Source organism: Streptomyces sp. NPDC051214 (assembly GCF_040682375.1).
Lineage (GTDB): Bacteria > Actinomycetota > Actinomycetes > Streptomycetales > Streptomycetaceae > Streptomyces.
In genome coordinates this window covers 175,202-188,017 of record NZ_JBFBAT010000014.1, presented here as the reverse complement: position 1 = coordinate 188,017, position 12,816 = coordinate 175,202, and the positions used below count along the sequence as shown (strand labels likewise).

Annotated in this window: 12 protein-coding genes and 2 pseudogenes; 6 read left to right on the top strand and 8 right to left on the bottom strand. The window is 69.6% G+C overall.

All coding sequences use genetic code 11. The annotated features are described in order from the left end of the window. Positions 1 to 186: 186 nt before the first annotated feature. Both AB0M70_RS32610 and AB0M70_RS32605 read left to right on the top strand, forming a co-directional pair. Positions 187 to 1,176 (top strand): CehA/McbA family metallohydrolase, encoded by a 990-nt coding sequence (locus tag AB0M70_RS32610; RefSeq protein ID WP_365825696.1) that lies wholly within the window; start codon positions 187 to 189, stop codon positions 1,174 to 1,176. Between the two features lie 286 nt (positions 1,177 to 1,462). Next, positions 1,463 to 1,901, top strand: a pseudogene (locus AB0M70_RS32605) (transposase family protein); the annotation flags it as partial. A gap of 128 nt (positions 1,902 to 2,029) precedes the next feature. On the opposite strand, the gene AB0M70_RS32600 reads toward AB0M70_RS32605, so the two are convergent. Both AB0M70_RS32600 and AB0M70_RS32595 read right to left on the bottom strand, forming a co-directional pair. Beyond that, positions 2,030 to 2,413 (bottom strand): SH3 domain-containing protein, encoded by a 384-nt coding sequence (locus AB0M70_RS32600; protein ID WP_365825694.1) that lies wholly within the window; start codon positions 2,411 to 2,413, stop codon positions 2,030 to 2,032. A gap of 263 nt (positions 2,414 to 2,676) precedes the next feature. Further along, the gene (locus AB0M70_RS32595) at positions 2,677 to 3,594 is read right to left on the bottom strand and encodes an NADP-dependent oxidoreductase (protein ID WP_365825692.1); all 918 of its coding nucleotides are present in this window, start codon (positions 3,592 to 3,594) and stop codon (positions 2,677 to 2,679) included. A gap of 118 nt (positions 3,595 to 3,712) precedes the next feature. On the opposite strand from AB0M70_RS32595, the gene AB0M70_RS32590 reads away from it, so the two are divergent. After that, positions 3,713 to 4,165, top strand: a complete 453-nt coding sequence (locus AB0M70_RS32590; protein WP_365825690.1) for a helix-turn-helix domain-containing protein — start codon at positions 3,713 to 3,715, stop codon at positions 4,163 to 4,165. 278 nt (positions 4,166 to 4,443) lie between these two features. On the opposite strand, the gene AB0M70_RS32585 is transcribed toward AB0M70_RS32590, so the two are convergent. Further along, positions 4,444 to 5,046: a TetR/AcrR family transcriptional regulator gene (locus AB0M70_RS32585; RefSeq protein WP_365825688.1), complete on the bottom strand. Its 603-nt coding sequence runs from the start codon at positions 5,044 to 5,046 to the stop codon at positions 4,444 to 4,446. An 84-nt stretch (positions 5,047 to 5,130) separates the two neighbouring features. Here AB0M70_RS32585 and AB0M70_RS32580 point away from each other — a divergent pair, with 84 nt between their 5' ends. Beyond that, on the top strand, positions 5,131 to 5,976 hold the full coding sequence (locus AB0M70_RS32580) for an NAD(P)H-binding protein (protein ID WP_365825686.1): 846 nt from the start codon (positions 5,131 to 5,133) through the stop codon (positions 5,974 to 5,976). Between the two features lie 39 nt (positions 5,977 to 6,015). On the opposite strand, the gene AB0M70_RS32575 is transcribed toward AB0M70_RS32580, so the two are convergent. The 4 genes from AB0M70_RS32575 to AB0M70_RS32560 form a co-directional block, all read right to left on the bottom strand. Beyond that, positions 6,016 to 6,981 (bottom strand): peptidoglycan DD-metalloendopeptidase family protein, encoded by a 966-nt coding sequence (locus AB0M70_RS32575; RefSeq protein ID WP_365825684.1) that lies wholly within the window; start codon positions 6,979 to 6,981, stop codon positions 6,016 to 6,018. 130 nt (positions 6,982 to 7,111) lie between these two features. Beyond that, positions 7,112 to 8,557, bottom strand: coding sequence for a protein kinase (locus AB0M70_RS32570; RefSeq protein ID WP_365825682.1), 1,446 nt, complete (start codon positions 8,555 to 8,557; stop codon positions 7,112 to 7,114). Continuing rightward, on the bottom strand, positions 8,554 to 9,291 hold the full coding sequence (locus AB0M70_RS32565) for an FHA domain-containing protein (RefSeq protein ID WP_365825680.1): 738 nt from the start codon (positions 9,289 to 9,291) through the stop codon (positions 8,554 to 8,556). The genes AB0M70_RS32570 and AB0M70_RS32565 overlap by 4 nt, the downstream gene beginning before the upstream one ends. Before the next feature lie 304 nt (positions 9,292 to 9,595). Further along, complete coding sequence (locus tag AB0M70_RS32560) at positions 9,596 to 9,970, bottom strand: STAS domain-containing protein (protein ID WP_365825678.1); 375 nt, start codon at positions 9,968 to 9,970, stop codon at positions 9,596 to 9,598. A gap of 150 nt (positions 9,971 to 10,120) precedes the next feature. On the opposite strand from AB0M70_RS32560, the gene AB0M70_RS32555 reads away from it, so the two are divergent. Beyond that, on the top strand, positions 10,121 to 10,600 hold the full coding sequence (locus tag AB0M70_RS32555) for an ATP-binding protein (RefSeq protein WP_365825676.1): 480 nt from the start codon (positions 10,121 to 10,123) through the stop codon (positions 10,598 to 10,600). A gap of 93 nt (positions 10,601 to 10,693) precedes the next feature. Continuing rightward, positions 10,694 to 11,422 (top strand): hypothetical protein, encoded by a 729-nt coding sequence (locus AB0M70_RS32550; RefSeq protein ID WP_365825674.1) that lies wholly within the window; start codon positions 10,694 to 10,696, stop codon positions 11,420 to 11,422. Positions 11,423 to 11,434: 12 nt separating this feature from the next. Here the strand turns inward: AB0M70_RS32550 and thrS are convergent. Continuing rightward, positions 11,435 to 12,667, bottom strand: a pseudogene (gene thrS / locus AB0M70_RS32545) (threonine--tRNA ligase); the annotation flags it as partial. Positions 12,668 to 12,816: the final 149 nt, after the last annotated feature.

Here is a 12,816-nt window from a genome sequence, read left to right as displayed (position 1 = left end):
CCGGGATCGGGCAGGGAGAGAGCGGCAGCCCACTGAGGTCCTCGCTGATCGTCACGCCGGTGAGCGTATCGATCGTGGCCGCGTGGTGCGTCATGCACTTGCCTGGACGGCTTGCGTTCGGTGGTGCCACGGAACTGGCAGCTCTGGTTACGCGTTGGCTCGGCAGGACTCTTTTGAGGGAGAACCTTGTCGAACTTGAGCTTCCCGCCGACGAGGGCGGTCGGACGCGGAGCGGCCTGGTATCGAGGGGACTGCCACGTCCACTCGGTGCACTCGGACGGGGAACTCACTCCTGAAGAGTTGGCCGTTCGAGGGCGCGCTGCCGGGCTCGACTTCATGGCGACGACGGAGCACAACTCAGCTGCGCAAGCCGGTGTGTGGGGGCTTTTGGCCGCCGATGACTTCTTGATCGTTCTCGGTGAGGAAGTGACCACGAAGACCGGGCACTGGCTCGCGCTCGGCATCAAATCCGGCGAGGTCATCGACTGGAACCACCAGGTCCGGGACGGGGCGATCGATCAGTGCCTGGACCAGGTCCATCAAAGCGGAGGGCTGTGCGTCGCCGCACACCCGCATGCGCCTTATCCGTCGGGCGACTTCATGTTCCCCTACAGGGGCTTCGACGTGGTGGAGGTCTGGAACGGACTGTGGACTTCGGACCGACCATGGAACGCCGACAACGAGGCCGCCTTGGCGGAATGGGGGCGGAGCCTCGCAGTGGACATGCACATGGGATCGTGGCGGCCGGCGATGGGCAACAGCGACACGCATCTGGAAGGGCAGATCGGTACCCCTCACACAGTGGTCTATGCCGAGGAGCTGAACACCGAGGCGATCCTGGCCGGAATCCGTGCCGGCCGCAGTTGGATCGCCGAGTCGGCGGACGTGGGCGTGAGTTTCACCGCCCATGCCGGTGGTCACGTTGCCGGGGTAGGGGAGCAGCTCACCACTCACGGTGGGCAGGTCGAAGTGCGGGCAACGGTTCGAGGTGTTCCGGTGGGGACCGTCAGCTTCCACACCGATGGAGGAAAGGTTCACCGCGCGGCCCTCCCCGGCGACGAGGGAGGCGTGGTGCGGTGGGACACAACGGCGGAGGAGTCAATGTTCGTCCGCATCGAAGTCCGCCATCCCAACGGGAGCGTCGCTGCACTCACCAATCCGATCGTCCTCCTCTGACCCTGCGCGCAGTGTGTGAGGAGCGGAACAGCCCTGTCCCGCCCTCCTGCGCAGGCCGCGGCAGCTAGGAGGTTTCGTTGGAATCACCTGGCTGACCAAAGGAAGATGCTCGCAACGTTGCGTCCGGCCCGGTAGATGGCTGCTGTCTTCTCGTAGCGGGTGGCGATGCCGCGCCACTGTTTCAAGCGATTGATGCAGTGAGCTTCTTCGATGTGGCCACCGATCGGGTGACGGTCCGTGAAGCGAAACGAGCGAGGCCCCGGGCCGTTGATCGAGATGCCTGACGGAGTGCGACCGGGTCGGTGACGGCCGGGCCCACTACTCCCACAAGCACCGGCGCCATGGCCTGAACGTCCAGGTCGTCACCGATCCCGGCGGCCGGCTTCTGTGGCTCTCGCCCGCCCTGCCGGGCCGCACTCACGACCTGACCGCTGGCCGCACCCACCGGATCCTCCGCATCTGCGAGCGCCAAGGCGTTCCCATCGTGACCGATCTCGCCTACCAGGGCGCCGGTCCGTGGCTACCTCGGCATCAAACGCAGGCCCCTGCAGGAACTGACCCCCACTGAGAAGACCCGCAGCCGTGCCCTGGCCGCCACACGGGCACCCGTCGAACGCGGCGTCGCCCGCCTGGAGTCCTGGCGGATCTTCCGCAGGTCCCGATGCAGTCCCAACTGCATGACGGCAATTACCAAGGCCGTCCTCACACTGGAGTTGCAACGCTGAAGAAGCCCAGTGATGAATTCGCAGGCCGGTCGGCGGCAGCGGACAGTCCGCTGGCCGCCAAGGGGGATTTCCGGCGGCTGGGGGACCGTTGAAGGGCAGGGGAACGGTTTCCTCGGCGCGGGTCCCTGTTACTCGCAGGGGTAGCTGGTGATGCGGACGGTGTGCGCCGAGGAGACCCAGCGGTTGGTGCCCACCTTGCGGAAACCGTTGGTGGTGGACGCCGACGCGAGGATCGTGGCGCCGTTGGCGTAGGACCCGACGACCGAGTAGCTGGTGCCGGGACCGCTGCGGATCAGCAGACCGCCGCTGGCGTTGACCCTGTAGTAGCACTGGGTCGCGAGCACACCGGCCGGCGCGATCTCCACAGCCGCGCCCGTCGTGCGGGCGGGTGCGGCGGCCTGAGCCGTGAGACCGCCGCCGAGGAGCGCGGCGGCGGACAGGGCTGCCACGGCCGCCGTGCGGACGGCGGAGCGACGCGGTGACATGGTGCGGCGTGCTGCTGTGACGGTCATGGAATCGATTCCCCTTGTGTCGTCGGTTCTGGGTGCGGAACACGTACGTAGGAGCAGGCCCGGGTCTGGCCGAGCGGTGTCACCGCTCAAAGACACCGGAGCCGCGCACGACGTTAGCGCCATCGGGGCGAACAGCCGCTTGGCACACGAGAACTCCCCAACCGGAACGGGGACGTGGCCCGTTCCGGTTGGGGAGTTTGTAAGGCGCTGAATCAACGCAATTGCGACGTCAGGCATCTCGATCGCTCGATGGGCCGGGCTGGTCAAGGGCAGATGACGTAGCGGCCGCGGAGGCCGCCCTCGGCGGTTGCCCGGTGGGCGTCGGCGGTCTGGTCCAGGGGGACGACGGCGTGCACGCGGGTTGGTAGTTCGCCCGCGGCGGCACGGGTGAGGAGGCCGGCGATGCGGCCGTGGTCGGAGGTCGTGAGCAGGGAGCTGACCGAAATGCCGCGCTCGGCGTCGGGTCCGAGGCCGGGCCGCAGACCGACATAGGCGCCGCCGTCACGGACCAACCTGAGGGCCTGGTCATTGAGTTCCGCGGCGTCGACGACCGCGTCCCATTCCGGCTCGGCGTTCTTGGTGAAGTCGGCGCCGAGGCCACGCACGAACGCCTCGTCGCCGGGGCGTGCGAGCCCGGTGACCTGCCAGCCACGGTCCCGGGCGAGGACGGTGACGTTCGCTCCGACCGCCCCCGCGGCGCCGGTCACCAGCAGTCGCGCGGCCCCGGCGGGTGCGTCGCCGAGCAAGTCGACGATCTGCGCGGCGGCCAGCCCGTTGAGGGGAACCGTGGTCGCGGCCAGCAGGTCAAGACCGTCGGGGACCGGGGCGATGTCGGCCGCCGCGACCACGATCTGCTCGGCATAGGTGCCGTAGTCGCGGTCGAAGCCGGCCACCAGGCCGGCCACCCGCGTGCCGGGGACCAGGTCGACGCCCGGCCCGGCGGCGTCCACGACGCCGGCGAACTCCCAGCCCAGACCGGTGTGTTCGGGCTGGTGCACCAGCCCGATCGTGTGGAAGAAGCCCGCTGCGACGCCGAGGTCGGTGGGGTTGACCGTTGCCGCGGCGATGGCCACCCGTATCTGGCCGGGGCCGGGCTCGACGACGGGTACGTCGATGATTTCGATCGAGTCGGGGCCGCTCGGCACGCGGACGACGGCGGTGCGGAAAGTTGCAGCACTCATGGCCTTGTTCCTTTGCGGTGGGGTGATTGCTTCCGGGCTCCATGCTGGTTTCGTTAACCTCACTGCGGAAGCAGGCACTTGAAAGTGCGTAACCCCCCGGGTGAGGACGGAGCGATCGATGTCGACGCGGACGGCGGCCCAGCGGCGGGCCGAGGAGAAGACGAGCTACAACGCATTCCTGGAGGGCTGTCCCAGCCGCCAGCTGCTCGAACGGATCTCCGACAAGTGGGTCGCGTTGATCCTCGCTGCGCTCGGCAGCGATGGCCCGCACCGTCCCGGGGTCGAGCACGAGGACGGACCCCGGCCGATGCGCTATTCCGAACTGTCCCGGCGGCTCGCGGGCGCCAGCCAGAAGATGCTCACCCAGACCCTGCGCTCCCTGGAAGTGGACGGCATGGTTACCCGGACCGTCACGCCGACCGTGCCCGTCACCGTCACTTACGAGATCACCGACCTGGGCTTGTCCCTGAACCGCGTCATGATCGGCCTCAAGGAGTGGGCCGAAGCCAACATGACTGAGGTGCTCGCCCACCGCGAGGAACACCGGCGAGCTGCCGGCGAACAAGCCTGAGCTCGGCGGAGCACGGGGCGTTGCGGGTGTCACGACCAGACAAACGTCCGCCTGCTCCGGCGAGAACTGGTCTTTCCGGCACCCCATGGGGGTTTTGGCCCTCGCCGGGCGCCTCAGCGGCTGAATCTTGCTGTTACCCCTGGGGATCAGCGGTTACAAGGACACCCCGCACCGATGTCCGTGCGGGCGGGCGGACCCTGTGCCAAGACCCCGCACGGGGGTCGCTCGGCGCGTGACACGAAGCGGTGGGAGCCGGGCGGTGGCCCGCCGATCGCCCTCTAGGCGGCCGGGTCTGTGTCCTTGAGGGAGTCGAGCCAGCGCAGGAGGTGCGCTCCCTGGCGGGTCATGATGTCCGGGTCGCGCAGGGCGTTGGTCAGCAGCGACATGCCCTGGTAGCCGGAGACGAGAGTGAGGGCGAGGTCGTCGGGGTCGGGCAGGCCCAGGGCGCGGAACTGCTCTTCGGCCCACTGCAGGAGGCGCCGGATCGCCGTGCCGGCCTCTGTGTCGAGGATTCCGTCGGCGCGTTTGTCGAGTTCGACGGCCAGGGTGCCGGTGGGGCAGCCGTAGCGGGCGGCCGTTTCGCGCTGGGAGATCCAGGCTTCGATCAAAGCCTTGAGGCGGTCGTGCGGGTCGGGCAACTGGTCCAGGCGGCCGGTGAGTTCGTCCAGGTGGGCGCTGTGCTCGGAGAGTGCGGCCAGGACCAGTTCGTCCTTGGTCTTGAAGTAGTAGTAGACGTTGCCCACGGGTACGTCCGCGGCTCGCGCGATGTCGGCGAGAGTGGTGCGCTCGACACCCTGCTCGTGTAGGACGCGGGCCGCCTCGGTGGCCAGCCGTCGGCGCTTGTCGGCTGCGCGCGCCCTGGGCTTCGCTGAGTTGGTCACCCAACTGACTATAGACAACCCCTGGTGGCGCCGTGCTAGCTTCCATCTAAGTAAGTCGGCTAACTAACTTCTTGGGGGAACGACATGATCGTGGTGACCGGTGCGACGGGCAACATCGGACGGACCCTGGTGCTCCTGCTGGCCGATGCGGACAAGGACGTCGTGGCCGTCTCGCGACGCCCTCGACCCGATGCGATTCCGGCCGGGATCGGGCACGCCAGCGCCGACATCGGGGACAGCGCGAGCATGCGCCCGGTCCTGGAGGGCGCCGACGCCTTCTTCATCCTGCTGGGCGGCGAGCTCAACGCTCACGGCGAAAACCCGGACGCTCTGCTCGAGGTGGCCCTGGAGGCAGGCGTCAAGCGCATCGTCCTGCTCTCCTCCCAGCTGAACTCCACCCGCCCCACGGCCCCGTCGCACGCCCGCCTACGTGCTTTCGAGGCCGCCGTCCGCGCATCCGGAGCGGACTTCACGATCCTGCGCCCAAGCGGTTTCGCCTCCAACGCCTACGCCTGGGCCGAATCAATCCGCACCAAACGCACGGTTTACGCCCCGTTCGCCGATGTCGCCCTGCCCGTCGTCGACCCGGCCGACATCGCCGCGGTCGCCGCAGCCGCCCTGCACGAAGACGGGCACGAGGGTCGCACGTACGAACTGACCGGGCCTGAGGTCATCAGCCCGCGCGCACAGGCCACGGCCCTCTCCCGGGCCCTGGGCGAGGCCATCACCCTCGTGGAGCTGTCCCGCGAGCAGGCCCACGCGCAGATGGCGCAGTTCATGCCCGCGGAGGTCATCGACGGCACCCTGGATGTCCTGGGCTTTCCCCTGCCGGCCGAGCAGGTGATCAGCCCCGACGTGGCGAACGTACTGCACCGCCCGGCGCGGCCTTTCGGGGAATGGGCCGCGGCCAACGTGGCGGCCTTTCAATAGAATCCACCGGTTCCGGTACGGGGGCGCCCCTTGGGGGCATCAGCTGCACTCTCCGCGCCAGCGCCATTTCGTGATCGTCTTTCCGTCGCCCGGGAAGTTGCCGCGCCCCTCCTCCCGGCCGCGGTGCAGACACATGCCACCGCCCTCTCCGAACGAGACCTGCACGTGGTCGTAACCGGGTTCCTCGGAGCCGTTGTTGAAGTACGACCTGCGCAGGCCGCATCCGGTCGCGCCGGAGTTCCCGGTCGACCGGCACACGGTGCCGGTGCCGTTCGGGCCCGAGTAGAAGCACACGTACGTTTCGGGGCAGTTGGCCCATGCGGAGCAGTTCTGGCTGGTCACGCTGGTCCACGTGCGGCCGACGCCGGTGTACTGGGTTCCGTTCAGGACCACCGGCACGCGGTCGCCTTCGTCGGTCGGGCCGTCGCCCGAGGGGCGGTAGCGCTGTTCGTAGTGGAGGTGGGACCAGTCGTTGCTGTGGGAGCCGGTGGCGCCGATGCGGCCGATCTGGGTGGTTGCTTCGACCCGGTCGCCGACCCGTACGTAGGCGGTGGCGGCGTCTTTGAGGTGGTAGTACGCGGAGAACCAGCCGCCGCCGTGGTCGACTTGGATGAGGTTGCCGGCCCCGGTGTCCCTGCCCGTGTATGCCACGGTGCCTGCTGCCCCGGCCAGCACCGGCTTGGCGTCCGACCCGGTGTTGCCCTTGACCACGATGTCCAGAGCCGGGTTGTGGCCCGAGTCGTAGGTGTTGAGCTGCCAGGCGGTGCCGCACGACAGCGGCATCTGGAAGTCGGGTCTCGCGGCGCGATCCGAGGGGCTCGCCGCCGGCGTGCCGCTCGCGCCGGGCAAGACGGCGGGCGAGACGGCGGGCGCGCTCGCCCCGGTGCTCAGCACCAGCGTCAGTGCGCCTGCGGCGCCGACCAGCAGTCGTAAAAGGTGGTGCGGGCGGAGCCGACTGCTGCGCCGGGCCCGGGGTGGCAAACCGTGCTGCGTGTGCGGTGTCATCGGTCCTGCTCCTGTCGCCCTGTGTGGGTGTGACGGCCGCATCGAGTCTGCGCACCGGGCGGCGGGGGCGGTACCTGGAGGAAGACAGGGTCGCCGCAGATGACCGCAGATGACGGCAGGCGACGGCGGATCAGCAGGCGGGCACCCACTCGTGGGAGCTGACGGGAAGGCTGTCGCGGGGGAAGCTGCCCTTCTCGCCGGCGTGGAGGCAGGCGGCCCGGTCCTTGCGGCCGATCTGGTGGTAGAGCTGGACGTCGTCGAGCGGGTCACCGGCGTAACCGTTGTTGAAGTAGGACTGGGGAGAGGTGTCCTTGGCCCAGTCGCAGGTGACGATCCCGCCGAACCAGTCGTCGTCGTAGTCGTAGTAGGCGCACATGTCGCCTTCGCCGTCGGCCTGGGAGAAGAAGCAGACGTCGCCGACGTCGCAGCGCGCGTACCCCTGGGGAGCGGACTCGCGCAGGGCCAGCGCCACGGATGTGACAAGCCCCGCTGCGGCGGCCAGCGTCAGGGCGCCGACCAGGGCGCGACGGGGGCCGCGCCTCGGCTTCAGCCTCGGCAGGCGCGGGGAGCGGGCGGCGCCGGCTGCGGTCTCCACGCGGCGCAGCAGGGCTTGCGCGGTGTGCGGGGCGCGCGCGGCGTGATTTGGTGCCAGGCAGTCGGTGACGATCGGACGCCAGGCGTCCGGGAGTTGAGGGGAGAGGCGTAGTTCTTCCTGCCCGCGTGCGTAGTGCAGCATCGCGTTGCGGCGCGCGGCCGCGGTCGCGCCGGGGAAGGGCGGACTGCCGGTCAGGACGAGGTGGGCGAGGACACCGAAGGCCCAGATGTCGGCGGTCAGGCGTGTGCGGTGGCCGCGCTCGTCGACCTCGGCCCACAGGAGCTCGGGCGGCATGCAGTCAAGGGTGGCGAACGCGGGGGAGTAGGCGTGGGTGCCCTCCAGCTCTGCGGCCAGGCTGAAGTCGGCAAGGCGGATCGAACCGTCGGCCATCAGCAACACGTTGGCCGGTTTGAGGTCGCCGTGCACGAAGCCCGCGTGATGGAGGTGAGCGATCCCTTCGCTGATCTGGGAGAGCAAGGCGGGGCCGCCCGGGACGGCGATGGCGCGCCCGTCCTTGACGCCCGGACGCCGGCTGCGTGAGCGCTTCAGGAGCTGGTCCAGGGAGCCCTCGGCGCGCTCCAGCACCAGGGCGGTGGCGCCGTCGAGTTGAGGCTGAGAGGGATCGTTCACGGTCAGGGCCTCGTACATCCGGATGAGCCGGGGGCGGCGCAGCCTGCGCAGCAAGTCGGTCTCGCGCTCTGCGAGTTCCTGCAGATGGCGCAGCTGGCGCGGGGTGTTGGTGCCGGTGGGCAGGAACTTCAGGGCCACTTCCTCCGGCCACTCTTCGGCGGGAGCACCGTGTGTGCCGCCTTCGGCCGAGGAGGCCTGCCGTGTCGTTGACGCCGGCCGTGCTGAGGCGGCGCGCCGGGCGGTGTACACGCTGGCGAAGGAACCGGAGGCGATGAGCTCTCCGACCTCCCAGCACCCGACGCGGTACCCCTTGGGCACCGGCACGGGGTGAGACGGTGTCTGTGTGCTCATCGGGCGGCCCCTTGCTTCAGCAGCGGCAGGTCGTCCTCGCGTACGAGGTCGAAGCGCAGGGCCAGCGAGATGAGGCGCTCCTTTCGCCCGTTGAGGCGCGGACCACTGCCCGCCGGCGCGTCCGGGCCGGGCTTCAGGCGCAGCTTGATGGACAGGTAGTCGACGTTCCACAGCACCGTGGTGCGCGAGACCGACGGCCAGACAGGCCGCAGCAGTTCGACCGTCTCGTCGGCGGTGGGCAGCGGTGCGTGCGGACCGCCCCGCAGCCGCGGGGCGCACAAGGCGACCAGGACCTGGAAGTACCGCTTGTCCCGGTCGAGGGGAAACGCGGACGCGGTGGGGGCGCCGTCCTGGACCCCTGTTCTCTCGAGGTAGTCATGGCGCGGAGCCCAGACGTCGAAGCTGAGCAGGTCGCTGCCGCAGGGCAGGACCACGCGGGAGAACTCGAAGGGGATGGGGGCGCCCAGCCGCCCGGGCGCGACCTTGACGTGTTCGCCCGCACCCTCCGGGTTCTCCACCACGTAGGTCTGGCGGCGGCTCAGGTTGGTGAGGGTCCAGTGGGCGTCCACGGCCGTGATCTCCCCGGCGGTCCGGGACATGCCCTCGTGCGCGATGGTGAGGTGCGGGCCGGGGCGGACGGGCGTGCGGCCGAACGGCAGCGACTCGCCGCCCGCGAGACGGATCTGCTGGTCGGCGCGGGTCGTGTTCATCGGTACGACGATGATGCTGTGCATGCCTGCGTCCCCTCCCCCGAATGTGAACTCAGGTCAACATAACGGGAGTTGAGAGACCCACCTAGACGTTGCGCGCGGCAGGCGCGGTGTGTCGGCCACCGCCCGGGACGGTGGTCGACACATGCCCGGTGGCCAGGCGATTGTCCTCTCGATCATCCGGCAGAGGACGCCGGGCCGGAGCGTGCGGTGGGCCGCGTTCGCTCATCTCGGGGCGGATGCCGTCGGCTACACCAGCCGACGGAAGGCCGTGGCCGTGGCCACGGTCCGTACCGGTGTGCCGATCCTCTTCGCCGCGACGGCGAAGCTACGCGAGCGCCTGGCGCAGGGTGTCGTGGCAGTCGATGACGGTCTCGACGCCGACGATGCCGAGCGTGCGCTTCACGGCGCTGCCCGGTGCGGCCAGGCGCAGCCATCCCCCGGCTTCGGTGAGGGTGTGGTGCGCGCCGAGGAGAATGTTGATGCCACTGGAGTCCATGAAGGTGACCCGGCGCAGGTCCAGGACGACACGGGGGAGGGGCGCGTCGACCTCGTTGAGGGCTTGCTGCAGTATGACGCCGCTGTGGTGGTCGATCTCCCCGGACAGGGACAGCACGCGGACGCCGTCGGTGGCGGTCGCCACGACCGACAGCCCGCCCGGTGGTCGGGGGTCTTCCGTGCCGGTCGTCTCGATCTCAGTCATGCTGGCGATACTGGCACATGATCGCCGCCCCTGGAGCACTGGTCGATCAGGTCTGGCCTGGGGCAAAACCCACTCCTGAACCGAGGTGTCAGATGCATGGCGCAGGGTAGGCGCGGTGCAGGTCTATGCATGGGGGAGTGAAGCGGCGTAATGGGATCAGGTCCCGAAGATGATGACGACGGTTCGCGCTCGACCGGGCAGGCACTGGAGACCATGGTGGCTCTGGAGGGGGACGGCTCGTGCATCGCCCAGGCCCGTGACCTCGCCGCCGACTTCTTGACCGCGGCGCGCCGCGAGCACGGGGTGCCGGTGGCGGAGCGTGGCATGGACATCGCGCGGCTGGTGGTCAGCGAGCTGGTCACCAACGCGCTCAAGTACGCCCCGGGGCCGGTGCTGGTGCGTCTGCGCATCACCGGAGGATCGGTGTCGGTGACGGTGTGGGACTCCGAACCGGTCCTGCCCGTGGTCCGCGGCGTCGACGCCGGACGTATCGGTCAACACGGCCTGGAGATCGTGCAGGCCGTTGCCCACGACCTCACGGTGCGCAGTGAGACGGTCGGCAAACGCATCACCGCGCGAATCGCTCTGACCGACGAGCCGATCGGTGCTGCCGTCAGTGCCGGCACGTGAGGGCGCTGGACGGCCGCGCCGGTCTCCAGCCGCGGCCGGTCCCCTGAAATCGCCGGGCTGGGTGCTTGAGCGAGCGCAGGGGAGAATCCCACCATGGTGATGGCACAGCACTGCTACGCGTCCGCCCCCGTCGTGGACGGGCTGCCCCTCTTGGATGCCCCCGGCTTCTGGGCGGCCCACCTCGCCGACCTCAGTGAGGGCATCCCGGCGGAGGCGTTCGGTGTCGACGCGGCGGATGCCGGTGAGGCCCTGGAGCAGTTGCACGACCGGGAGGCCTGGCCGCTGTTCACCGTGCCGTTGGCCGGCGGCTTCACGATGCTCGTGCACTACAACAGCGGTGAGGAGCACACGTGTACGGACTACTTCCTCACCCACCCGCACTGGCCGGCCTCCCGCGCCGCCCTCGTCCTCACCAGCGACGACCAGGACCGCATCGGGCCCGGTCTGTGCTGGCCGGAGTTGGCGGCCCTCCTCACCCCGCCCGCCGAAGCCGACGGGGTCAACGACCCGCACGCCCGGCTGCTCCTCCTTCTCCCCGTGCTGGGCGACGCGGACGCCCCTCCCGAAGCCCTGGCCCTGGTCACCGAAGCGCTCGTCGCACACGGCGCACCGCCCGACTGCGAGCCGCTGGCCCGGCGCCTGCTGGAGGGGCATCCCATGTGGGGCGCCACGACATGGACGTACGACGTCGATGAGCGAAGCTGGCTCTGCGACGGCGAACACAGCCCGCGTCGGACGCCGCTCGGGGAACATCTGCCCGCGGTGCAGCGGATGGCGCTGGAGGCGGTGCTCGCGGGGCGTACGCCGGAGATACGGGCGTGATGGTGACGCCCGCTATGAGGTGGCGTCGGCCCACAGGTCGGTGCTGTGGGCCGCGACGAGAGCGCTGATGCGGGTCAGCGCGTCACTGGCCGGCTGTGGGTCGAGCCGGCGTCCGTCACGCAGGCGCAGCGCGACGTGATCGTCAGCGGCCTCCTTGGCGCCGATGACGGCCTGATAGGGGATCAGGCGGGCCGCTCGGATGCGGGCACCCAGAGAGCCGCGGTCCGGTCCCGCGATCTCGACGCGCAGTCCCAGACGGGTGCAGCGCTCGGCGAGGGCCGCGGCGTTGGCCTGTTCGGTGTCGGAGATCGGGAGGATCACCAGCTGAGTGGGGGCGAGCCAGGCGGGGAAGGCACCGCCGTGCTCTTCGATGAGATGGGCCACGGCCCGCTCCACACTGCCGATGATGCTGCGGTGGACCATGACAGGGCGGTGCTTGGCGCCGTCCGCACCGATGTAATGCAGGTCGAACTGCTCGGGCTGGTGGAAGTCGACCTGGACGGTGGACAGGGTGGATTCCCGGCCGGCCCTGTCGGTGACCTGAACGTCGATCTTGGGGCCGTAGAACGCGGCCTCGCCCTCTGCCGCCTCGTAGGGCAGGCCAGCGCGGTCGAGGACATCGGTGAGCAGGGCGGTGGACCGCTGCCATTTCTCGGGTGCGGCAACGTACTTGCCACCCGCGCCAGGAAGGGAGAGCCGGTAGCGGGTCGCGGTGATGCCGAGCGCCTCGTACGCCCGGCGGATCATCTCCAGCGCCGCCTGCGCCTCATCAGCGACCTGGTCCAGGGTGCAGAAGATGTGCGCGTCGTTGAGTTGGATGGCCCGCACCCGGGTCAGTCCGCCGAGCACGCCCGAGAGTTCGGAGCGGTACATGCCTCCCAACTCGGCCATACGCAGGGGAAGTTCGCGGTAGCTGTGGGAGCGGGAGCGGTAGATCACCGCGTGATGGGGACACAGGCTCGGCCGCAGGACGACTTGCTCGCTGCCGAGGTCCATCGGAGGGAACATGTCGTCGTTGTAGTGCGCCCAGTGCCCGGAGATCTCGTACAGCTCCCGCTTGCCGAGGACCGGTGAGTACACGTGCTGGTAGCCCGCTCGTCGCTCTACGGTGCGGATGTACTCCTCCAGGGTGTGCCGCACGGCCGCGCCGTCCGGCAGCCAGTACGGCAGGCCGGCGCCGATCAGCGGATCGGTGTCGAACAGGCCCAGTTCACGGCCGAGCTTGCGGTGGTCCTGCATGGTGGTCTCCTCGCGGACATCGGGCGAGTGACCGCAAGGCGAAGCCCCGGGGCACTCGCCCCGGGGCTTCGGACTGAGACATCGGTCAGCGCGCCGGGACACTCTCCGGCGTCGTCGTCATGGCGATAGCAGCGCGCTTCATGCCGGAAACGCTA